Source organism: Candidatus Marivariicella sp., assembly GCF_983056325.1.
Map to the genome: position 1 here is coordinate 80,801 of NZ_CEZOWA010000003.1, position 22,437 is coordinate 103,237.

At 29.5% G+C, this 22,437-nt stretch carries 19 protein-coding genes; 12 read left to right on the forward strand and 7 right to left on the reverse strand.

The window, feature by feature from the left end:
- Window position 1: 1 nt before the first annotated feature.
- On the reverse strand, window positions 2–1,255 hold the full coding sequence (gene fabF, locus AC3ATN_RS01720; RefSeq protein WP_487531489.1) for a beta-ketoacyl-ACP synthase II: 1,254 nt from the start codon (window positions 1,253–1,255) through the stop codon (window positions 2–4).
- A 12-nt stretch (window positions 1,256–1,267) separates the two neighbouring features.
- Window positions 1,268–1,501: an acyl carrier protein gene (locus AC3ATN_RS01725; protein WP_487531490.1), complete on the reverse strand. Its 234-nt coding sequence runs from the start codon at window positions 1,499–1,501 to the stop codon at window positions 1,268–1,270.
- A gap of 134 nt (window positions 1,502–1,635) precedes the next feature.
- Here AC3ATN_RS01725 and purN point away from each other — a divergent pair, with 134 nt between their 5' ends.
- The 4 genes from purN to AC3ATN_RS01745 are packed head-to-tail and all read left to right on the forward strand — an operon-like array spanning window position 1,636 to window position 5,559.
- Window positions 1,636–2,214 (forward strand): phosphoribosylglycinamide formyltransferase, encoded by a 579-nt coding sequence (gene purN / locus AC3ATN_RS01730; protein ID WP_487531491.1) that lies wholly within the window; start codon window positions 1,636–1,638, stop codon window positions 2,212–2,214.
- On the forward strand, window positions 2,211–2,678 hold the full coding sequence (gene rnhA / locus AC3ATN_RS01735) for a ribonuclease HI (protein WP_487531492.1): 468 nt from the start codon (window positions 2,211–2,213) through the stop codon (window positions 2,676–2,678). The genes purN and rnhA overlap by 4 nt, the downstream gene beginning before the upstream one ends.
- Before the next feature lie 40 nt (window positions 2,679–2,718).
- The gene (locus AC3ATN_RS01740; protein ID WP_487531493.1) at window positions 2,719–3,657 is read left to right on the forward strand and encodes a PfkB family carbohydrate kinase; all 939 of its coding nucleotides are present in this window, start codon (window positions 2,719–2,721) and stop codon (window positions 3,655–3,657) included.
- Between the two features lie 3 nt (window positions 3,658–3,660).
- Window positions 3,661–5,559: an amidophosphoribosyltransferase gene (locus AC3ATN_RS01745; RefSeq protein WP_487531494.1), complete on the forward strand. Its 1,899-nt coding sequence runs from the start codon at window positions 3,661–3,663 to the stop codon at window positions 5,557–5,559.
- 10 nt (window positions 5,560–5,569) lie between these two features.
- Here AC3ATN_RS01745 and AC3ATN_RS01750 read toward each other — a convergent pair whose 3' ends face one another.
- Window positions 5,570–6,178 carry a superoxide dismutase gene (locus AC3ATN_RS01750; protein ID WP_487531495.1) on the reverse strand — a complete coding sequence of 203 codons (609 nt, stop codon included), beginning with the start codon at window positions 6,176–6,178 and terminating at the stop codon, window positions 5,570–5,572.
- A gap of 101 nt (window positions 6,179–6,279) precedes the next feature.
- Between AC3ATN_RS01750 and AC3ATN_RS01755 the strand changes: the two genes are divergently transcribed.
- The 3 genes from AC3ATN_RS01755 to AC3ATN_RS01765 are packed head-to-tail and all read left to right on the forward strand — an operon-like array spanning window position 6,280 to window position 13,077.
- Window positions 6,280–9,393: a UvrD-helicase domain-containing protein gene (locus AC3ATN_RS01755; RefSeq protein ID WP_487531496.1), complete on the forward strand. Its 3,114-nt coding sequence runs from the start codon at window positions 6,280–6,282 to the stop codon at window positions 9,391–9,393.
- 14 nt (window positions 9,394–9,407) lie between these two features.
- On the forward strand, window positions 9,408–12,140 hold the full coding sequence (locus AC3ATN_RS01760; protein ID WP_487531497.1) for a PD-(D/E)XK nuclease family protein: 2,733 nt from the start codon (window positions 9,408–9,410) through the stop codon (window positions 12,138–12,140).
- 31 nt (window positions 12,141–12,171) lie between these two features.
- Window positions 12,172–13,077 (forward strand): hypothetical protein, encoded by a 906-nt coding sequence (locus AC3ATN_RS01765; protein ID WP_487531498.1) that lies wholly within the window; start codon window positions 12,172–12,174, stop codon window positions 13,075–13,077.
- A 12-nt stretch (window positions 13,078–13,089) separates the two neighbouring features.
- On the opposite strand, the gene AC3ATN_RS01770 is transcribed toward AC3ATN_RS01765, so the two are convergent.
- Both AC3ATN_RS01770 and AC3ATN_RS01775 read right to left on the reverse strand, forming a co-directional pair.
- Window positions 13,090–14,562, reverse strand: coding sequence for a phytoene desaturase family protein (locus AC3ATN_RS01770; protein ID WP_487531499.1), 1,473 nt, complete (start codon window positions 14,560–14,562; stop codon window positions 13,090–13,092).
- A 49-nt stretch (window positions 14,563–14,611) separates the two neighbouring features.
- Window positions 14,612–15,316 (reverse strand): ion transporter, encoded by a 705-nt coding sequence (locus AC3ATN_RS01775; RefSeq protein WP_487531500.1) that lies wholly within the window; start codon window positions 15,314–15,316, stop codon window positions 14,612–14,614.
- A gap of 237 nt (window positions 15,317–15,553) precedes the next feature.
- Here AC3ATN_RS01775 and AC3ATN_RS01780 point away from each other — a divergent pair, with 237 nt between their 5' ends.
- From AC3ATN_RS01780 to AC3ATN_RS01795, 4 genes are read left to right on the forward strand one after another with little or no spacing between them, the layout of a single operon-like run.
- Window positions 15,554–16,285 carry a DUF3291 domain-containing protein gene (locus tag AC3ATN_RS01780; protein WP_487531501.1) on the forward strand — a complete coding sequence of 244 codons (732 nt, stop codon included), beginning with the start codon at window positions 15,554–15,556 and terminating at the stop codon, window positions 16,283–16,285.
- Window positions 16,278–17,744: a 1-hydroxycarotenoid 3,4-desaturase CrtD gene (gene crtD / locus AC3ATN_RS01785; protein ID WP_487531502.1), complete on the forward strand. Its 1,467-nt coding sequence runs from the start codon at window positions 16,278–16,280 to the stop codon at window positions 17,742–17,744. Before AC3ATN_RS01780 ends, crtD begins: the two co-directional genes overlap by 8 nt.
- A gap of 1 nt (window position 17,745) precedes the next feature.
- Window positions 17,746–18,393, forward strand: a complete 648-nt coding sequence (locus tag AC3ATN_RS01790) for a carotenoid biosynthesis protein (protein ID WP_487531503.1) — start codon at window positions 17,746–17,748, stop codon at window positions 18,391–18,393.
- 8 nt (window positions 18,394–18,401) lie between these two features.
- A complete protein-coding gene (locus AC3ATN_RS01795) occupies window positions 18,402–18,905 on the forward strand; it encodes a hypothetical protein (protein WP_487531504.1) in 504 nt (167 codons plus the stop codon).
- An 8-nt stretch (window positions 18,906–18,913) separates the two neighbouring features.
- On the opposite strand, the gene AC3ATN_RS01800 is transcribed toward AC3ATN_RS01795, so the two are convergent.
- A complete protein-coding gene (locus AC3ATN_RS01800; protein WP_487531505.1) occupies window positions 18,914–19,714 on the reverse strand; it encodes a Rossmann-fold NAD(P)-binding domain-containing protein in 801 nt (266 codons plus the stop codon).
- Between the two features lie 99 nt (window positions 19,715–19,813).
- Here AC3ATN_RS01800 and AC3ATN_RS01805 point away from each other — a divergent pair, with 99 nt between their 5' ends.
- Window positions 19,814–20,278: a CBS domain-containing protein gene (locus AC3ATN_RS01805; RefSeq protein ID WP_487531506.1), complete on the forward strand. Its 465-nt coding sequence runs from the start codon at window positions 19,814–19,816 to the stop codon at window positions 20,276–20,278.
- Here the strand turns inward: AC3ATN_RS01805 and metG are convergent, their stop codons facing one another.
- Window positions 20,279–22,321, reverse strand: coding sequence for a methionine--tRNA ligase (gene metG / locus AC3ATN_RS01810; RefSeq protein WP_487531507.1), 2,043 nt, complete (start codon window positions 22,319–22,321; stop codon window positions 20,279–20,281).
- Between the last annotated feature and the right edge of the window lie 116 nt (window positions 22,322–22,437).

Consider the following 22,437-nt stretch of genomic DNA (forward strand, 5'->3'; position numbering starts at 1 on the left):
ATTATGAATTCAATTTTTTAAATAAAAGACAAGCATTGTGACCACCAAATCCAAAAGTATTTGACATTGCATTATCAATATTTCTTTTTTGTGATTTTCCAAAAGTAAAATTTAATTTTGAATCAATTTTTTCGTCAAAATTTTCGTGATTTATTGTAGGAGGCACAATATTTTCTTTAATTGACATAATGCAAGCAATTGCTTCAATAGCTCCTGCTGCTCCAAGAAGATGACCTGTCATCGATTTAGTTGAATTAATATTAATATCATAAGCATGATCGCCAAAAACCTCTTTTACGGCTTTGATCTCGGCAATATCTCCAAGTTGGGTTGATGTTCCGTGTACATTAATCAAGTCTAGATCTTGTGGCTCACAATTTGAATCTTTAAGACAATTTCTCATAACCTTTATTGCACCTAGACCTTCTGGATGAGGTGCTGTTATATGGTGAGCATCTGCTGAAAGACCTCCACCAGCAAGTTCAGCATATATCTTTGCACCCCTAGCAATAGCGTGTTCGTATTCTTCAAGAACCAATGATCCTGCACCTTCTCCCAAAACAAAACCATCTCTATTTTTATCAAAAGGACGTGAAGCTTTGGCAGGTTCATCATTTTGTTTAGACAGGGCATGTAAAGCATTAAATCCACCAATTCCAGCTATAGTAACGCCCGCTTCAGAACCCCCCGCAATCATTATATCTGCATAACCTAATCTGATGTAATTAAGAGCGTCAATAATAGCGTTGGAAGAAGATGCACAAGCTGATACTGTAGCAAAATTAGGTCCCATGAAACCATATTTGATAGAAATCATACCTGAAGCGATATCTGGAATGAATTTAGGGATAAAGTAAGGATTAAAGCGAGGAGTTCCGTCGCCTTTCTGAAATTCAATTACCTCGTTTTGAAAGGTCTCAAGACCGCCTATTCCTGAACCCCAAATTACTCCTATTTGATCCTTATCTTCTTTATTTAGATCCAAACCTGAATCAATAACTGCTTCTTCAGTCGAAACTAGGGCATATTGAGTAAATCTATCGTATTTTCTAATATCTTTTTTCTCAAAAAAATTGAGAGGATCGAAACCCTTTAGCTCACATGCAAATTTGGTTTTAAATTTTGAAGCATCAAAATAAGTTATGGGCGCAGCACCACTTTGTCCTGTTATTAAACCATTCCAATAATCATCAAGGGTATTTCCAATAGGAGTAAGTGCACCCAATCCAGTAACAACTACACGTCTTGACTTCATTAAAATATGGATTTATTTTGCCTGCTCTATAAATTGAATTGCTTGACCAACGGTTGCGATATTTTCTGCTTGGTCGTCTGGAATTTGAATATCAAATTCTTTTTCGAACTCCATAATTAGTTCAACTGTGTCCAAGGAATCAGCCCCTAGATCGTTTGTAAAATTTGCTTCAGCTACAACTTCGTTTTCATCAACACCTAATTTGTCAACTATTATAGCTTTAACCCTTGAAGAAATGTCAGACATAATTTTTATTTTAAATTTGTAACAGCAAAAATAAAAAACTTTAGTCTAATACTTGGGTTTCTTTAATAAAATGTCAAGTTTGTGTAATAATATGGGAAAATTTAATGCTCGTTGCACCAAAATGTTTAAAATTTATGAATTCAAAAATCAAAAAAATTACTCTTTTAGCGTCAGGAAATGGATCAAATGTTGAAAACATTATAAAATTCTTTGATAAAAACCCTATGATTGAGGTAGTTTTAGTTGCAGGAAACAAAAGGGATGCAAAAGTATTTGAAAGAGTTAAGCAATATAAAATTGACACCTTTATTTTTAATAAATACAATTTCAACGAAAATTTTATTGATATTTTAGACAAATATGAAACAGATCTAATAGTTTTAGCAGGTTTTTTATGGAAAATTCCAAAATCTTTAATTAATAGATATAAGAATAAGATTATTAATATTCACCCTTCTCTACTCCCTCTTTATGGAGGAAAGGGAATGTATGGCATGAATGTTCACAAAGCTGTTATAAGTAATAAAGAAAAGAAAACTGGAATATCAATACATGAAGTTAATGAAGATTATGACAAAGGAAAAATAATTTTTCAAGCTAAAATTTTAGTTTTACCTGAGGACACAATAGAAAGTTTAGCGTCAAGAGTCCAAGATCTTGAAAAAAAACATTTTCCTAATATTATCAAGGAATTTTTGTTAAAAATTAAATGAAAGAAATTCAAATTTATACAGACGGATCTTCAAGAGGTAACCCGGGCCCCGGTGGATATGGCGTTATTTTACAATCCACTGAACTTACTAAGGAACTTTCAGGTGGATTTAAAAAAACGACGAATAATAGAATGGAGCTTCTGGGTGTAATTACTGGTCTTGAAGCATTAAAAAACAAACCATCTAATGTTGTTGTGTTTTCTGATTCAAAGTATGTTATCGATCCCGTTATTAAAAAGTGGTTGTTTAATTGGGAGAAAAAAAATTTTAAGGATAAGAAAAATAAAGATTTGTGGAAAAGATTTCTTGACGTTTACAGAAAACATAATGTAAAATTTACCTGGGTTAAGGGCCATAGTAATCATTTGCAAAATGAGAGATGTGATTACTTAGCAGTTAAAGCAGCTTTGGGAAAAAAACTCAAAGTTGATGAGTTTTATGAAAATTTACAAAATGCTAAATAAACTTCGTTACGAACTGAACTAAGTTTTCTACTTTTGTTCAATGAGAAGTAAATTATTAGTTGTAGGAACAATGGCATATGATGCTATTGAGACTCCTTTTGGAAAAGTTGACAATATTTTGGGAGGAGCAGCAACATATATTGCTTTCGCTGCATCAAATTTTAAAATTAAAATTGGCCTTGTATCTGTTGTTGGAGACGATTTTAATTCTAATGATTTAAAATTATTAACTGAAAGAAATATTGATTTATCTGGGGTTGAAGTTGTTAAAGGTGGAAAAACTTTCTTTTGGAAGGGTAAATATCATAATGACATTAATAAAAGAGACACCTTAGATACACAATTAAACGTTTTAGAAAACTTCAAACCTAAAGTCCCAAAAACTTGGAAAAAGTCAAATATTCTTCTCCTAGGCAATCTTCATCCAGCAGTTCAATTATCAGCTTTAAACCAAATGAATATAAAGCCTGATTTGATTATCCTTGATTCAATGAATTTTTGGATGGATAACTTTCGTTCAGCTTTAGATGATGTAATTAGTAAAATTGATTTATTGTGTATTAATGACGAGGAGGCTCTTCAATTAACTGGAAAAACTTCTATCAAAAATGCAGCTGATGCAATTCAAATTTTGGGTCCAAAATATGTTATTGTCAAAAAAGGTGAACACGGTGCAATGCTGTTTCATAAAGAAGAGGTTTTTATTGTTCCAGCATTTCCATTAAAAGAAGTCAAAGATCCTACCGGTGCCGGAGATAGTTTTGCAGGAGGCTTTGCAGGATATATTGCACAAAATTCAAATACATCTTTTGAAAGCATGAAAAAAGCATTAGTATATGCTTCTGCGATGGCATCTTTTACTGTTGAAGAATTTGGAACAGAAAACTTACAAAATGTCAATAAACTAAATTTGGAAAAACGATTTAAAAGAATCGTAAACCTAACAAAACTAGATTCAGAATCTATAAATTCAGACTAACTTATGAGTGATGCTATAAAACACGAATGTGGAATCGCCTTAATTCATTTAAAAAAACCATTAAGTTATTTTAAGGAAAAACATGGTACAGCTTTATATGGAATAAATAAGATGTATCTGATGATGGAAAAACAGCATAATAGAGGGCAGGATGGTGCTGGTTTTGCTAGTATAAAATTAGATCTTCCTCCAGGACAGAGATATATAAGCCGTGTAAGATCAAATGACAACGAACCCATTCAAGATATCTTTAAGAAGATTAATGAGAGAATTATTACAGAATTAAAGTTGTATCCAGATTTGTTAGATAAGCCTGAAGAGTTAAAGCAGAGAGTTCCATATCTTGGGGAAATAATGCTAGGTCATGTTAGGTATGGTACTTTTGGAAACAATACACTCGAGAGTGTACATCCTTTTTTAAGACAAAATAACTGGAAACACAGGAATTTAATTATTGCTGGGAATTTCAATATGACAAATGTTTCTGAATTATTTGACAACCTAGTTGAGCTTGGTCAGCACCCAAAAGAGAGAGCAGATACGATTACAGTAATGGAAAAAATTGGGCATTTTCTAGATTATGCAGTTGCAAAAATATATAAGAAATTAAAAAAAGATGGTTATTCTAAAGCGGAAGCAACTCCGCAAATTGCATCCAAGCTAGATATGTCTAAAGTATTAACTAAAGCTTCAAAGAATTGGGACGGTGGATATGCGATAGCAGGAATGTTAGGTCATGGAGACACTTTTGTTCTTAGAGACCCTGCAGGTATTAGACCAGCATTTTTCTACGAAGATGATGAAATTGTAGCTGTTGCATCTGAGAGACCTGTGATTCAAACTGTTTTCAATGTTCCTTTTGAGAAGGTTAGGGAGTTAAAACCAGGACATGCTATAATTACTAAGAAAGGTGAGGATTCAAAAATCATAAAAATACTAAACGAATTACCAAAAAAATCGTGTTCATTTGAAAGAATCTATTTCTCAAGAGGTAGCGATGCTGAAATTTATAGAGAAAGAAAAACATTGGGTAGAAAAATATTTCCAGATGTTTTAAAAATTATTAATAGTGATTTTATAAACACAGTGTTTTCCTTTATTCCAAATACTGCTGAAACCTCTTTTTACGGAATGATAGATGCTGCTCAAGAGCACATAAAGAATATGCTTTTGGATGCAATTTCAGATGAATCAAGTAGAAATATTAAGTTTTTAAAACCGCTTGTTTCGCTTAAACCAAGAATTGAAAAAATTGCCATCAAAGATGCTAAATTAAGAACATTTATAACTGAAGATTCAAGTAGAGACGATTTAGTAGCTCATGTTTATGATATAACCTATGGAATTGTTAAGCCAACGGATAACCTAGTTATTATTGATGACAGCATTGTTAGAGGAACAACTCTTGAGAAAAGTATACTTAGAATGCTAGATCGACTAGAGCCAAAAAAAATAGTTATAGTTTCGAGTGCCCCCCAAATTCGATATCCAGATTGCTATGGGATAGACATGGCGAAATTAGAGGACTTCATTGCTTTTAAGGCTGCAGTTGCACTTCATGAAGACAATGGGTCAAAGGATAGTGTTTTAGATGCAATATATAAAAAGTGTAAAAATGCAGTAGAGAATAATTCCCAGGAATCAAAAAACTTTGTTAAAGAACTATACAAACCATTTAGTGCAGATCAAATTTCTAATAAAATTGCGAAATTGCTTTCAGCTAGTGGTATAAAGTCAGAGCTTAAAATTATTTTTCAATCAATTGAGAACCTTCATTTAGCTTGCCCAGATCATCTAGGTGACTGGTATTTCTCAGGAGACTATCCTACCCCCGGAGGAAATAAGGTTGTAAACAAGGCTTTTATTAACTTCTATGAAGGCAAATCTAGAAGAGCGTATTAAAATTGCAGTATTACGACTTTAGCTCATACAATTTTGAAACATTTTTCCAATTAACAACATTAAAAAAAGCGTTAATATAATCTGGTCTCCTGTTTTGATAATTTAAATAGTACGCATGCTCCCATACGTCAAGACCTAAAATAGGATAACCTCCACATCCAACACCCGGCATTAAAGGGTTATCTTGATTGGGTGATGAGCAAATTTCAACTTTTCCACCAGGATGGACACATAACCAAGCCCAACCAGATCCAAAACGAGTAGCTGCAGCTTTTGAAAATCTTTCTTTAAGTGAGTCAAATGAACCAAAACTGGAAACAATAGCATCTAATAATTTTCCTTTAGGCAAACCACCTCCACTTGGACTCATACTTTCCCAAAATAAACAGTGGTTATAATATCCACCTCCATTGTTTCTGAGAGCAGCATTATTCATATCAATATTTTGAAGAATTTCTTCAATAGATTTATTCTCAAGATCACTTCCTAAAACTGAATTATTAAGATTTGTAGTATATCCATTGTGATGTTTACCGTGATGTATTTCCATTGTTTTTTTATCAATGTTTGGTTCTAAAGCATCATATGAATATGGTAAATTTGGGAGTGTAAAAGACATTGTTTTAATTTTTAATTATTCACAAAAATATGTTTTCTTTTTCTTATTTGCATTTTTTTGACCTAAATAAACACTTACATTTATATGTTATTTAATAATAAATGGTAAAACCAACCTTTAATTTAATAAATGCCTCTGCTGGATCAGGAAAAACATATTCTCTTGTTTTTAACTATCTACTACAATTACTCTCAAATTCAAAAGATGATCATTTTAGAAGTCTTTTAGCTTTAACCTTTACGAATAAAGCAGTCAATGAAATGAAAACCAGAATTGTTAAAACTTTATTTGACTTCACCAAAGAAGATCATTCCGAAATGAGATATGAAATTTCTAAAAAATTGAATATTGAGGAATCACAACTTCGTAAAAAGTCAGACAGAGTTTTAAAAAATATATTATACGATTATGCAGGTTTTGACATTCTAACTCTTGATACTTTTACACATAGAATAGTTAGAACATTTGCATTAGATCTTAAATTGCCCAAATCTTTTGAGGTCATTATTGATCAAGATGAAATATTGAAAGAATTGGTACAAATTATTATTGATCAAGTTGGAGTTGAAGAAGAAATAACAAAGTCGCTAGTTGATTTTGTTCATTATAAAATTGATAACGGCAATAAGGAATCTATAAATGAAGGTTTACTTGGAGTAGCTAGACTTATTTTGAATGAAAATGATAGAGATTTTCTAAAAAAGATAAAAAATACTTCACTAAAAGATTTTAGAGAAACTCAAAAAATATTAAAAAAAATAAAACATAAAGAATCTGAAAAAGCAAACCTAATTGCTGTTGATATACTAGAAAAAATTTTTGCACAAGGACTTGATAAATCTATTTTTTCTCGAGGTTCTGTAATTAGACATTTTTCTTCAATATCTAAAAATGAGTTTCAAGGAATTTATTCAAATAATTTAGAAAAAAATCTTTCCGAAGGAACTAAAGTTGTTAAGACTACTGGTAATCCTAAGGAATTAATTAGCAAAGCAGAAAATATGATTCCTGAAATTCATCAATCATATTTATTAGCTAAAAAACACATTTTAATGTATAATTTGATCCATGAACTTAGTTTACAATGGACTCCTCTTTCACTTATGTCTGAATTGGAAAAGCTTTTAACCAGATATCAGATTGAAGAAAAAAAAATGTTAATTGGTCAGTTTAACGAAAAAATATCTGAAGTAGTAAAGGGTCATGATGCTCCTTTCATATATGAGCGAATTGGGGAAAAGTATAAGCATTTTTTTATTGATGAATTTCAAGACACATCAAGACTTCAGTGGGAAAATTTAAAACCGCTACTTAAACATGCTTTGGATAGTCAAGATTCTAAAGGTGATTTCGGTTCAGTTTTTGTAGTTGGTGATCCTAAACAGGCAATTTATAGATGGCGTGGTGGAGATGTTCATATGTTTTTAGAGTTATTGGGTTCAGAAAATTTTAACCAAACTCCTGTTAAGACTAATTTATTACCAACAAATTATAGAAGTCAAGACAACATAGTTGAATTTAATAACTTTTTTATTAAAGGGGCACTAAACTCAATTTCTGACTTGAACTATCGTTCGTTTTATGAAAAGTCATTTCATCAAAAAAAGAATAATTTTCCTGGAGGAAAAGTAGAAATTAATTTTGCTGAGAATAAAAATGATTTAGTTCATATTGAAAAAACTATAGCTGGTCTTTTTCAAGCCAAAGAGATTGGTTTTTCTTGGGGTTCAATGGCAATCTTAGTTAGAAAGAAAAAGCAAGCAATAACAATTTTTGAATCAATTTCAAAGACTGAAATTCCAATTGTTTCAACTGAATCGCTCTTGCTTAAAAATTCATCCTCAATAAAGCTTATTATTTCTGTTTTAAACTTAAATATTCAACCTGAGAACTCAATCGAAAGAATTAATATATGTAGATATTTTATTATAAAAAACAACGATGATGAGAATTCTCATGAAATTTTTAAAGAAGCCCTAAAAGGATCTTTAATTGATTTTTCAAGTTTTTTATCACTAAGATTCAAATATTCATTCGATGTAAAAGCAATCATAAACCTAAATTTTTATGAATTAATTGAAACTCTGATTTCCAGTTTAGGCTTATTAAATAATTTTGACACTTACCTTGAATTCTTTTTGGATTATTGTATGGATTTCTCTAAAAAATCGAAAAGTAATATTTATAATTTTTTAAATAAATGGGAAAAGGATTCTGAAAAACTAACTATACCACTCCCTGAAGACAATCATGCTGTTAGTATTATGACCATTCATGTTGCCAAAGGTTTAGAATTTCCTTTTGTAATATTACCCTTTTTTTATTCAGATTTTCAACCTGATTCTAGACTTAAAAGACAAGCATGGTATCCGATTAAATTTAAAGATACTAAGTTAGATTATGGTAGAATTAATTTTTCTTCAAGACTAGAAAGTTATGGTATAGAAGGTAAAGAGATTTCAGACAATGACAAGAGAGAAAATGAGCTGGATGCCTTTAACACCCTTTACGTTGCTTTAACCAGAGCATCAAGAAAAATGTTGATAATAACAACACTACTTGAAAAACCAAAAATTAATAAAAATTATGCACAACTATTTATTGATTTTGTAGAAAATCAAAATTTCATTCCTAGTACTGACAAGCCTTTTGTTTTTGGATCAGAAACTATAAAGTATCAAGAAAGTAATTATAACAATTTACAATATCAAATCCTTAAACCCAAAATAGACTATAATTGGAAGAACCTTATAAAAAATCGAACTGATTGTAAAATAACGGAGAGTTCTTTAAAGGGTATTTCAATTCATAAAGTTTTATCAAAAGTTAGATTTGAGTCTGACATAGAAAATGCAATTGAAGCATCCTTTCAAGAGGGAGTTTTTAACACTATTGATAAAGGCTTTTATATTGAATTATTGAAAAAAATTGTATATCATAAAGATTTAAATTTCATATTTAAACAAGGTAATATTGTCCATAATGAAAAAGAAATTCTCATACCTAAGTCTTTAAGTGTAAGAATTGATAAAATAGTTTTAACTGAAACATGCTGTTTTATAATTGATTATAAGTCAGGCGAACCCAAAAAGGAAGACAAAAAACAGGTATTAAATTATTCGAAACTCATAAGTTCAATGGTAAATTTACCAATAGAAATATTACTCGTTTATATCAAAGACGAAGTCAAAGTTGAAAAAATTACAAATGATTAAAATCAAGTCCTTAAATGATTAACTTTTTAGATTTTGTATCCGAAAATATTATAAACGAGAATCGAGATTTCCATGATATAAAGATAATTGTGCCAAGTAACAGAGCTTCTTTATTTTTAAGAAATAATTTAATTCAAAAAATAAAAAAGCCAGTAATTTCCCCCCAAATTATTAGTATATCTGAATTCATTAATGAGCTTTCTTCGGTAGTTAAAATAGAAAATACATCGGTTGTATTTGAAATGTACATAATTTACACAAAAATAATACCTAAAAATGATCAACAAAGTTTTGATGAGTTTATGGGGTGGGCTCAAGTTTTGATTAATGATTTTAATTTAATAGACAGCTACTTAGTTGATGCAAAGGCCATTTTCTCAACATTAGAGTCTGCTCAGAAGATAAATGAATGGGCTCAATCAGATTATTTAGATTCAGCAAAGAGTAAAAATATTAATTTTTGGAAAAACAACTCCTCCCTATACTATTCTTTATATAAAAAACTTATTAAAAAAGGAGTCGGAACAATTGGAATGCAGTTTAGAGAAGCAATTAAAAATCTGGAGGTATACATATCACAAAATAAAAAATTTCATTATTTTATTGGTTTTAATATGTTGAATACCGCTGAAAGCAACATTATACAAGAATTTATATCTCAAAAAAAAGGTAAGGTTTTATGGGACTTGGATAAAGAGTTTTTTGAAGACAAAAATCATCCAGCTGGAAAATTTATCAGATCATATTATAAAGAATGGAGGTGTTTAATAAATCAATATCCTGAGGGATTATCATCTAATTTCCAAAAGGATAAAAAATTCAATTTTGTTGAAACGTCAAATAAAATTGCTCAGGCAAAATATGTTGGTCAAATAATTAACAAAGACAAAGATTTTAATCCTACTATAAAAAAAGGGATAGTCTTGGGAGATGATGAGATTCTTTCTCCTGTTTTGTCTGGAATAAGTATTGACAAAAGTAAATGGAATGTTACGATGGGATTATCTATTCAAAACTTTTCTTCAATTTCTTTTTTGGATATGATTTTTCAAATGCATATAAATGCTGTTGAAGGAAATTATTTTTTTGAAGATGTTTTTTCAATACTGAAAGACAACATAGTAATACACGAACTTAATAAGGAAAAATTTGATTTAGTAGGGTTGATTAAAAATCTTGAAAATTCTAATCATACTATTTTCTCTTGTCAAAACCTCTATTCAGATCAAACATCCTTTCAATATATTTTATTCCGACCTATAGTCTCGTCCTTTGATTTACTTGAAAAAATAAAAACTTTAATTATATATCTCGAGGAAGAAAACAATGTTATCAATGGTCAATCAACTATGGGGTTATTTAACATAATTAAAATAATTATCTCGAAAATTTTAGAGTATTCAGATCGTATTACAGACATTCCACTTAAGGTTTTATTTTTATTGTATCAGGAATCTTTAAAAGAACAAAAATTAAATTTTTCTGGCGACTCAGGCTCACAAATACAGATAATGACGCTTCCTGAAACAAGATTAATTGACTTTGACTCGGTAATATTAACAAACGTTAACGAAGGTATATTGCCTAAAGGAAAAAATAATGATAGTTTTTTGCCTTTTGATTTAAAAAAATATTTTAAACTCCCAACTTTTTTAGAACAAGATGCTAAATATGCTTATCAATTTTACAGGCTAATTCAAAATAGCACCAATGTCTACCTGTTATATAGTATAAGTGATAAAGGGCTTGGTGGATCAGAGAAAAGTAGATTTATTTATCAATTAGAATATTTTGCAAAGTTAAATCACGAATTAAAATTCATTAAGGTTAAATCATTTTTTAAAAACACCCCTTCATTTAAAGTTGAAAAATCTAACGATATAATAAATATTTTAAAGACAATAGTAAAAAAAGGACTTTCTCCATCAGTCATAACTAGTTTCATGATAAATCCTTTAAACTTTTATTATAACCGTATACTAAAGATTAAAGAGGGAGGCAAATTATCTCCAGTAATAGAACCGAGGGACAAGGGGAATATAGTTCACGAAACATTGGAAGATCTATACAAACCATACCTATCCAAAGAGCTTACAGTTAAAAACTATCAGGAAATTCTAATTAATCTACCAACTGTTTTAGATAAAAAGTGTAAATTAATTTATGGTGGAAATCCAGAAAGAAAAGGGCATAACTTTTTAATTTATGAAGAATTAAAAAAACAATGTGAAGAATTTTTGAAAACTGAAAAATCATTAGTAAAAAAAGGGAATAAATTAAAGATTTTATCATTAGAGAAAAAAATTGAATATTTATTAGAGTTCAAAGAATTAAAATTTCCAGTCAAAATAATCGGAACAATAGACCGGGTTGATGAATGGAATGGAGAATTAAGAATTTCAGATTATAAGACTGGTTCAGTTAAAAAAGACAAGTTAAAATTTTATTCAAATTTTACTTTTGAAGATCTTAATTTCGAAAAAAGTTTAGATTACGCCCCCCTTTTTCAGTTATTACTTTACTCATATGTATACTTTAAACAGAATTCTTGTAAGACAATTAGGGCCGGAATAATTCCAATAAAAAATCCAAATGATTATTTTTATTTGGTTACTACATCCGCTATTAAAGAAAATAAAAATTTATTAAGCTTTGACACTTTTAAACAATTTGAAATTGAATTAATAGCTGTAATAAAAAAATTATTCAACGAAAAGACACCATTCATGGCCAATGATTCAAAATAATTTTTTATAATAGCGTTATATTCCATTAATTATGGCTGAAAAAGAAGATTTTGATAAAATAGACTCCAATAAAGACGGAGTTATCTCAGAGGATGAATTTGCAAACGCATCAAAATCTGCTGGAGTAGAAAAACAAAAGCTTAATTGGTTTTTGCGTCTATTAACTCTTGGTGATCGTTTTTCATTGGGGGATTTTTTTGATCGAGCAAAAAAAGGATTTGTAGAATTTTTAATAGTATTTTTTGGTGTTTTAGTTTCTTTTGGAGTAGAACAAAAAGGAGATGATTTTGAGGATCGTGAATGGAATATTGAAAACTTACATAATCTCAAAGCGGAAATGGATTCCATAAAGGTATATACAACTGGTTTTCAGGATCAATATGATTATATAATAGGTGAGTATCAAGACCTTTATGATAATTGGGATAGAGATAAGAAAACTAATTTTATATGGATTTACGGAAAAAATGATTATGAATTTCCTTTAAAACTATACACGAACCGAAATCCTTTTAATCCCCCAAGAGTAGTATATGACGCAATAAAACTAGATGGAACATTTCGTTTTTTGGGATCTGAAATCGGCCAATCAGTTTATAAAACTTATGAAGGATTGGAACTTAAATATTTAAAAATAAATACTGACAAAGAAGAGGAGGTTTTTACCAAAAAATTTAATGATAGGGTTGACAGTAAGTGGGTATTTGATTTAGATTATATTGACTTTGATTCACCCCAATTTTGGATTAAATACAGAGAATACATTAAAAATGATCAATATATAAAGTATAATCTTTTTAAAAGACTTGAACTTTGGCGGCAAACCGCAGGACAGTTTAAAGACTATTTACAAGTCATTGATTCAAGTATTGAGTTAGTAACTAAAGAAATTGAAAAAAAAGATAGTGAGATCACAATTGTCTATTGGGTATTTTAGATGCAACTAAATTTAACGATTTGGAAAATCTTTTACAACAATGCTTGAAACAATTTTTCCGGAAATTAAAGAAGGAGGAACTCCAGGACCAGGAACAGTTAATTGTCCTGTAAAATACAGACCTTTTATCTTTTTACTCTTGATTTTTGGCTTAAAGATTGAAGTCTGAAATAATGTATTAGCAAGTCCATAAGCGTTGCCTTTATAAGAATTATAGTCTTTCATAAAATCTTTAACACAAAACGATTTTTTATAGATTATATGATTACTAATTTTCTCTCCAGCAATCTCTTCAATTCTTTTAAGCACAATCTGTAAATATTTGTTTCTAATATTTTCTTCATCTTTCAAGTCTGGGGCAATTGGAATCAAAATAAAACAATTTTCACAATCTTTTGGAGCCATACTTTGATCACTTAATGAAGGAAAATTTAAATAAAAAAGTGGAGATTCAGGCCACTTGGGATTATCGTAAATTTCAGAAGCATGTTCACTAAAATTACCATCAAAAAAAAGATTATGATGACTCATTTTTTCTATTTTCTTATCTAAACCAATATAAAAAAGTAGTGAGGACGGAGCAAAAACTTTTTTATCCCAATAGGAATCTGAATAATTTTTAAGATGATTTGGAATAAGTTTTTCCGTATGATTATAATCTGCACCACTTATTATAATATCACACAAAAAAGTGTTTCCATTTGCAACAACTCCTTTGACTTTTTTATTATCAACTAATATTTCATCAACTTGATGATCGGATTCAAATTTCACTCCTTTTTCTAATGCAAGTTCAATCATTGATTCAACTACTCTATGCATCCCACCTTTCTCAGGGAACCAAGTTCCTAAACCAAAATCTGCATGATTCATTATATTATAAAATGCTGGAGTGTTTTCTGGTTTTGCGCCCAGGAATAGAGCTGGAAACTCAAGAATCTGTCTCAGCTTATTGTTTTTAAAGTATTTAGCCACTTCGGATTTAATATTAGTAGCAAAATATCGTAATCGTCTAATTGTTTCTAATGTGATTAATTCTAAAATGGACTCTCCAGGTTTGTAGACAACTTTCTCCATAGCAATGGAATAATTTTTTTTTGCCTCAGCCATAAATTTCATCAACTTTTTTGATGATCCTTTTTCATGTTTTTCAAAAGTATGACTGATTTTTTCAAGATTATCTCCAATTTCTATAAAGTCATTTTTGGCAAAGTATACTCGATAAGCTGGATCAAGTTTTTTTAGAGTGTAATAATCATCAACTTTTTTATTAAAATCATTAAAGTACTTTTCAAAGACATCAGGCATCCAATACCATGACGGACCCATATCAAAGGTGAAGCCCTCAGCTTTGAATTTTCTGGCTCTTCCACCAAAAGATTTATTTTTCTCAAGTATAGTTACATTATAACCTTTATCTGCAAGATATGTTGCAGCGGAAATAGAAGAAAATCCAGATCCTATTACAATAACTTTTTGTTTCATGTTGGTTTAAATATATTTAATGAAAAACTAATTACAACTACTCTAAGTGTTATTTTTCTTTTCTATCTCTAGTTTTTATAATTTCTTCAACAAAAGATGCACTTATAACCCCTGTGGGAATAGCAACGATACCTATGCCAACAAGAGATATAATTGATGCGAAAATTTTACCTCCAACCGTTATAGGATAAACATCACCATAACCAACAGTTGCCAATGATACCGTTGCCCACCAAATAGATTCTGATATACTTGAGAACTTTTCAGGTTGAGCAGTATTTTCTAAATAATAAATTGCTGAGGCTGAAAATAAAATAGTAAGAATTGATAAAAAAAGTGTGAATTTTAATTCACTTCTTACAGCAGATAATGCTTTGACAAAAAGCTTGAGTGATTCTGAATCTCTACCCAATTTAAAAATTCGAGTCAGTCTAAACAATCTTAAAATCCTTAAAAATCTCCCATCTATTTTTGTGAATTGGTTTAAGAAAAATGGAATGATTGAAATTAAATCAATTATTCCAAAAATGCTTGTGATATAACCTATTGCCCCTTTCATTTTTGATTTCTTATAAGCATGGAATATGCGGTATGTGTATTCAATAGAAAAAATACAAATGGAAAGGGCTTCAAAAATATAAAATTCTTTAAAATAAATTTCACGAATTGAAATATGAGACTCTGCTATCATCGCAATAATATTTGCAATAATTAAAATATAAATGAACTTATCTATAGATTTTGGAATCTTCATAAAGTTTATTTTTTCCTCATATCTACCACTATTCCAATCAAAACAATGATGGTTGTGATAATAACAGTAACTGCAACAAATTTGGGACTTATCATGATAAAATTTATCACTAAATTAATTAAAACTTATAAGAATAAACTAAAAAAATAAAGTTATGCTTCTGAAGTATGTTTTTTAACTATCGAAACCGCAATTTTTAATTAAAGAAATAGATTAAAAAATATAAATAGACGATATTTGTTTTATAAAATTCAAATTATTTCAAAGCATATCAAATTAAATAATGAATCTTTCACAACTCTAACACTTTTTAATTTTGGTAGTAATTGGTACTGGCCTTTTAAAGAAATGGCTTTTGCAAAAAATAATTTTTCCAAAATTGAAGGTTTAGAATTCAACAAAGTTATGGGTACAGGAGGGGGCTCTGGTTTTAGTTTAAAGCCTGATTTTAGTACTTATGCTATTTTGTGTGTCTGGAAAAACAAGGATTCTTCTGAATCATTTTTTAACAATCATAAAAAATTTAATCAGTACATTGAAAAATCAATTTCAACAAGACACCTTGAGCTTAAAGCAGTAAAAAGTAACGGTTACTGGAGTGGTTACCAGCCATTTAAGCATCAAGAAATCAAGCATTTTGAAAGCAATAATCCAGTAGCAATAATAACTAGAGCTACTCTTAATTGGAATAGATTGATTTCGTTTTGGAGATCTGTTCCCTTAGCAAGTAAAGCCATTGAAAAAGCAAAGGGTGTAATCTATTATAAAGGAATTGGTGAATGGCCTTTTTTTCAGCAAGCAACAATTAGTATTTGGGAAAATTTTAATTTTGTTAATGAATTTGCTTATAAGCAAAAAGAACACACTGAAATTGTAAAAAAAACAAGAAAAAATAATTGGTATAAGGAGGACCTTTTTTCAAGGTTTACAGTAATCTCAAATACAATAAATAAATTTAAAATTGAATAAAGCTATTATTGTTGGTTCAGGAATAGCAGGAATAGCATCCAGTATTCGCCTTGCCAAGAAAGGGTATTCGGTTAAGGTGTTTGAGGCAAATTCATTTCCAGGGGGAAAAATCCATTCATTTGAAAAATCAGGTTATAGATTTGATGGTGGCCCTTCATTATTTACAATGCCTCAATTTGTTGATGAACTTTTTGAACTTTGTGGAGAGAATCCCAAAGACCACTTTTCTTACATAAAAAAAGAAATTGCCTGTAACTATTTTTGGGAGGATGGAAAAAAATTAGTTGCATATGGAAATAAACAAGACTTTATTAATGAAGTCCAGGAAAAGCTTGGTGTTCCCAAAAAAAAACTAATTAATTACTTTGATCGTTCAAAGAAAAAATATGATTTAACAGCTCCAATTTTTTTAGAAAAATCATTACATAAATTGAAAACATTTATTTCTAAGGAAACTGTTAACGCAATGTTCCATCTTGGTAAATATGATATTTTCAAGTCGCTTCACGAATTAAATAAAGAGACTTTAGAAGAGCCTCATTTAATTCAGCTTTTTGACCGTTTTGCAACTTATAACGGTTCAAATCCATACAAGACTTCTGGAATGATGAGTGTAATAAATCATCTTGAACAACATTATGGAACTTTTTTGCCTAAAAAGGGAATGGTGAGTATAGCAAGATCATTAGTAGAATTAGCCAAAAGGCAAGGAGTTGAATTTGTTTACAATACTTGTGTTGATGAAATTGTCGTAAAAAATAATAAAGTTTTAGGTGTTAAGTCTGAACGACATTTTTATTCTTCTGATGTTGTGATAAGTAATATGGATATAAATCCGACATATAATCTTTTATTAAAAAATGAAATAAAGCCAAACAAAATATTAAACTCTGAACCCTCAAGTTCCGCAGTAATTTTTTATTGGGGAATATCTAGAAAATTCAAAGAATTGGATCTCCATAATATATTTTTTTCAGACAATTATTCCGCTGAATTCGATTCTATTTTTAATCAAAATAAAGTTTATGAAGATCCAACTTTATATATAAATATAACTTCAAAGGATATTCCAAAAGATGCTCCTAAAAATTCAGAAAATTGGTTTGTTATGATAAACACTCCGCCTGATAAAGGTCAAGATTGGAATTCAATAGTAAAGCAAATTCGTAAAAATGTAGAAAAAAAAATATCTCGTAACCTAGGAGTGGACATTTCTAAATATATTGAGGCAGAGGAAGTGTTAACTCCCGAAATTATACAACAAAAAACTCAATCGCATTTAGGTTCTTTATATGGACCATCCAGTAATGACCGGTTGTCTGCATTTTTTAGACATCCAAATTTTTCAAGTAAAATAAAAAATTTATTTTTCTGTGGAGGAAGTGTTCATCCAGGAGGAGGAATACCTCTATGTTTATTATCAGCAAAAATAACTACTGATTTAATAAAAAAAACATGAGATGTTAAAAAAAACATATTTTTCGTTTTCTTCAATTTCTATTTTAGTTATTTGGATATTTCACTTTTCAGGTGTTTTAGGCATTTATTATGGAGACAGTGAGTGGTTTATTTCAGCAACACCCTTAAATTTGATCATATCTCTGGTTTTATTGTTGCTTAACTCTAAGGAATCTAATAAAACAATTATGGTTGCAGGTATAGCATTCATTATTGGAATGTTTACCGAAGTTTTAGGCGTGAACTACGGACTTATTTTTGGTAATTATATTTATGGTAACGTGCTAGGTCCCAAGTTATTTGGGGTTCCCATTTTAATCGGTTATAACTGGGCAATGGTTTTAATCATAACTGCCAGCGTAGCTCAAAAATTTACCAATAACTTCTATCCTAGAATATTTCTAGGAGTAATATTGATGTTGTTTTTAGACATACTGATGGAACCAGTTGCTCCAAATTTAGATTTTTGGACTTTTGACCAAGGAAAGGCTCCGATTCAGAATTATTTAGGCTGGGCATTTGTAGCATTTCCATTACACTACATTTATCAAAAATTAGAAATTAAAAAAAACAATCATTTCTCGAGTCATCTATATTTTCTTCAAATCCTATTCTTTATATTAATTTTGATTAAGTTTAAGTTTAATTAATAATTAAAATGAGGAAACTCAGAATACTTTTTATTTTAATTTTTTTCCTGGCTATTTCGTGTCAAGAAACAAATAAAGCCTTGGTTAATCAGGATATTAAAATTAAAGATTTTGAATTTTCTCCACCAGTCAAATTAGTTTCGATTTCTACAAAATATAGAATTAGAAATAATATTTTTAACTGGCCAGAATTTACAGCTTTTACTAATAGCTTTGAGAATTTAACAAAACTTAATCCAGAGGGTATTTTAGTATTTATTGAAGAGTTAGAATTGAAATTAAAAGTGTTATCTAAGTCAAATTTTCCAAAAAAACTTGACTTACCAGATATTAAAAGTAGGCTTAAGGTAGTTCAAACGATGTTGTTGCAATCTAAATATCACTCGAAAAACAAAGATTGGAAGAGTTTAGATGAAAGTCTTAGGTCTTTATATACAAGTTATAATTCGTTCATAGACAGGATAAAATCTATTAATGAAGAAATTAATTTGTTTAGTTCAGAAAATAATTAGAGTTTTAATTAACTACCATACAAATCTGTTATTTTGAAAACATAATTTAATTCTTCAAATATTTTATCTGAATTAATAATCTTTTTTTCGTTCAAACTGTTTGTGAAAATGGGTGGTAATAGATTTTTTGTAAAAGCAATTTTTGAATAATATTCTTTTTTAGAAGGATGGAATGGAGTTACTGCATTATAAACTATATTTTTTGTATTTAAATTTTCTATTACTATTAATATAATTCCCAATGCGTCATCTTGGTGAATAAGATTAATTAGTTCATCCCCTTTATTAAATTTTTTCCCACTCAATGAATGTATTGGATGACGATTTTCCCCAATCAGCCCACCTAACCTTATTATAGTAGTTATAAATTTGCCTTTATTAAAAAGATTCTCGATTTTCAAAGTGTTAATTCCAGATGATGATTTAGGGTTGCAATTAGCAGATTCATATATAGTTCCTTTTTGAGAATCATAAACACTTATACTGCTTAAGTAAATTACATTTTGAATTGATTCATGTTCAATTACTTCAATTAGTTTCTTAATAGAATTCTCTAAATTCTCTAGACTCTCCCCCCTTTTAATAAAAGGAATAGTAATGATCAAAGTGTCAATTGATTTGAAAAAAGAAGTATTTGATGGTTTTTTATTTTCTAATAAATAATGATACGAATTCACCCCTAGTATTTCCAATTTTTTTACTTTTTCTATGGAAGTTGATGTTCCTTTTACATCGTAATCTTTCTTGATTAAAACCTTAGCCAAGGGGAAACCCAGCCAGCCGCACCCGAGTATTCCTAGTTTAGTCATATTTAAAATTATATATTTTCATTAATCACTTGTTTTTTTTATTGACGTGGAGTTCTTTAAATTAAATTAACTACCTTATAATGAATTAATTACTATTAAATGGCAATTAAAAGTTTTCAGGGAGCTAGAGTTTTATCCACTAGAAAAGTAGTGAAAAACATTTTAGTTAAAGATATAATGTCAAAGAGTTTAGTACTTTTTAGACCCAAACAAACTATTCATGATGTAATGAAATCTTTTATCAAATATAGAATATCAGGAGGCCCAGTTGTTGACAAATACGGAGAATTAATGGGAATTATTTCCGAGGCTGATTGCATGAAAGAGATTTCTGAAAGTAGATATTTTAATATGCCAATACTTGATAAAACAGTCTACCACTTTATGACCAAAAATGTCGAAACAATAGATGCGTCAACAAGTATTTTTGACGCAGCATCACATTTTTCTAAAACAAAAAGAAGGCGTTTTCCTGTTCTTGATAATGGTAGATTAGTCGGGCAGGTGAGTAGAAAAGATATTGTAATTGCTGCAATTAATTTAAAAAGTCAAACCTGGTATTAACTAATGAATTTCAGATCCATTTGAAACTTCTGATGAATCAGGGCTTATAAAGAATAATTCCCCAGACATACCTTTACCCATTAAAATCATTCCCTGACTTTCAATTCCTTGAATTATTCTTGGACTTAGATTTGTTAAAACACTTACTTTTTTTCCTATTATATCTTCTGGACTATACTGAGCAGCAATTCCTGACACAATAGTTAAATCTTTATATCCGATGTTAACTTTTAGTTTTAATAGAGTTTTTGTTTTTGGTATTTTTTCTGCAATTAAAATTTCTCCAATTTTAATTTTAAGATTTTTAAATTTTTCGAACTCAACATTAGATTTTATTGGTGGAACAGATTCTAAATTAATTTTCTTTTTAGCTTCCAGTTTATTTAGTTGTTTTTCAATTTCAGAATCTTCGATTTTGGAAAATAATAATTCTTGACTATTTATAACGTGTCCTTCTTCAATGGTAATTTTACCTTTTATGTTATTCCAATCAGCAACTTTCAAGTTTAACATTTTTAAAAGTTTTTTGGAAGAAAAAGGAAGAAATGGCTCGCTTAAATAAGCTAAGTGTCCACTCACCTGAAGACAAACATATAATATAGTACAAACTCTTTCAGGTTTTTCTTTTATTAATTTCCAAGGCTCTTGATCAGCTAGATATTTATTTCCTAATCTTGCTAAAGCTATTAATTCTTTTAAAGCTTCTCTAAACTTAAATCTCTCAATAGAATCAGATATTTTATTTTGAGAGCAAACTATTGAATCTATAACCTCATTGTCTTCACTAGTAAAGTTATTTGGTTTTGGTGTTTTTCCATTAAAATACTTGTGAGTTAAAACTACTACTCTGTTTATAAAGTTTCCATAAATAGCAACCAATTCGTTATTATTTCTGGCTTGAAAATCTTTCCATGTGAAATCATTATCTTTTGACTCAGGTGCATTTGCTGTTAAAACATACCTCAATACGTCCTGTTTTTCAGGGAAATCAACTAAATACTCATGTAACCAAACTGCCCAATTTTTTGATGTAGAAATTTTATTTCCTTCAAGATTTAAAAATTCATTAGCAGGAACGTTTTTTGGTAAAATATATCTGTCGGATGCTTTAAGCATAGAAGGAAAAATTATACAATGAAAAACTATATTGTCTTTTCCGATAAAGTGAATTAATTCTGTATCAATATCTTCCCAATAAGGTTTCCAGTCAACACCTTTTTTCTTAGCCCATTCCTTCGTAGAGGAAATATATCCAATAGGTGCATCGAACCATACATATAGAACTTTCCCATTATTATTATCTATTGGAACTGGTATACCCCAGTCTAGATCTCTAGTTACCGCTCTTGGTTGAAGCCCATTTTCTACCCAGGATTTAACTTGACCGTAAACATTAGTTTTCCAATCTTTTTTATGACCATCTAGTATCCATTCTTTTATAAATTTTTCATAATGGTTAAGTGGAAGATACCAATGTTTTGTTCTCTTTTTTATAGGAAAGGAACCTGAAAGGGTTGATTTGGGATTTATAAGATCAGACGTATTTAAGCTACTGCCACAACTTTCACATTGATCGCCATATGCTTCTATATTTTTACATATCGGACATGTTCCAGTCACAAATCTGTCGGCTAGAAACTGTTGAGCTTCCTCGTCATATAATTGATCAGATGTTTTTTCTATAAAAATATTTTTAGCATGAAGATCTCTGAAAAATTCTTGAGCAGTTTCATGGTGTATTTTCGCAGAAGTTCTGGAGTAATTATCAAATGAAATTCCAAACTCGTTAAATGAATCCCGAATCATCTTATCGTATTTATCAATTACTTGTTTTGGAGTTATCCCCTCATTTCTCGCTTTTATTGAGATAGCAACACCATGTTCGTCACTTCCACAAATAAAGATAACATCGCACTTTTTATTTCTAAGATATCTAGCGTATATATCAGCAGGTATATATACTCCAGCCAAATGACCAATATGTATTGGACCATTTGTATAAGGTAAAGCAGCGGTTAGAGTATGTCTTTTAGTTTTACTCATGGAGAATTTTAAATCAAAAATACAATGAAAACCAATATCATTAAGTAAACAAATAATATATTGTTAAATTGATTTTTAAACAAGTTGTTGTATAAATAACAACATACATATATTTG

Excerpts from the sequence above, each read along its gene's own strand:
- fabF (WP_487531489.1), bottom strand. The coding sequence starts at position 1,255 with ATGAAGTCAAGACGTGTAGTTGTTACTGGATTGGGTGCACTTACTCCT.
- AC3ATN_RS01725 (WP_487531490.1), bottom strand. The coding sequence starts at position 1,501 with ATGTCTGACATTTCTTCAAGGGTTAAAGCTATAATAGTTGACAAATTA.
- purN (WP_487531491.1), top strand. The coding sequence starts at position 1,636 with ATGAATTCAAAAATCAAAAAAATTACTCTTTTAGCGTCAGGAAATGGA.
- rnhA (WP_487531492.1), top strand. The coding sequence starts at position 2,211 with ATGAAAGAAATTCAAATTTATACAGACGGATCTTCAAGAGGTAACCCG.
- AC3ATN_RS01740 (WP_487531493.1), top strand. The coding sequence starts at position 2,719 with ATGAGAAGTAAATTATTAGTTGTAGGAACAATGGCATATGATGCTATT.
- AC3ATN_RS01745 (WP_487531494.1), top strand. The coding sequence starts at position 3,661 with ATGAGTGATGCTATAAAACACGAATGTGGAATCGCCTTAATTCATTTA.
- AC3ATN_RS01750 (WP_487531495.1), bottom strand. The coding sequence starts at position 6,178 with ATGTCTTTTACACTCCCAAATTTACCATATTCATATGATGCTTTAGAA.
- AC3ATN_RS01755 (WP_487531496.1), top strand. The coding sequence starts at position 6,280 with ATGGTAAAACCAACCTTTAATTTAATAAATGCCTCTGCTGGATCAGGA.
- AC3ATN_RS01760 (WP_487531497.1), top strand. The coding sequence starts at position 9,408 with ATGATTAACTTTTTAGATTTTGTATCCGAAAATATTATAAACGAGAAT.
- AC3ATN_RS01765 (WP_487531498.1), top strand. The coding sequence starts at position 12,172 with ATGGCTGAAAAAGAAGATTTTGATAAAATAGACTCCAATAAAGACGGA.
- AC3ATN_RS01770 (WP_487531499.1), bottom strand. The coding sequence starts at position 14,562 with ATGAAACAAAAAGTTATTGTAATAGGATCTGGATTTTCTTCTATTTCC.
- AC3ATN_RS01775 (WP_487531500.1), bottom strand. The coding sequence starts at position 15,316 with ATGAAGATTCCAAAATCTATAGATAAGTTCATTTATATTTTAATTATT.
- AC3ATN_RS01790 (WP_487531503.1), top strand. The coding sequence starts at position 17,746 with ATGTTAAAAAAAACATATTTTTCGTTTTCTTCAATTTCTATTTTAGTT.
- AC3ATN_RS01795 (WP_487531504.1), top strand. The coding sequence starts at position 18,402 with ATGAGGAAACTCAGAATACTTTTTATTTTAATTTTTTTCCTGGCTATT.
- AC3ATN_RS01800 (WP_487531505.1), bottom strand. The coding sequence starts at position 19,714 with ATGACTAAACTAGGAATACTCGGGTGCGGCTGGCTGGGTTTCCCCTTG.
- AC3ATN_RS01805 (WP_487531506.1), top strand. The coding sequence starts at position 19,814 with ATGGCAATTAAAAGTTTTCAGGGAGCTAGAGTTTTATCCACTAGAAAA.
- metG (WP_487531507.1), bottom strand. The coding sequence starts at position 22,321 with ATGAGTAAAACTAAAAGACATACTCTAACCGCTGCTTTACCTTATACA.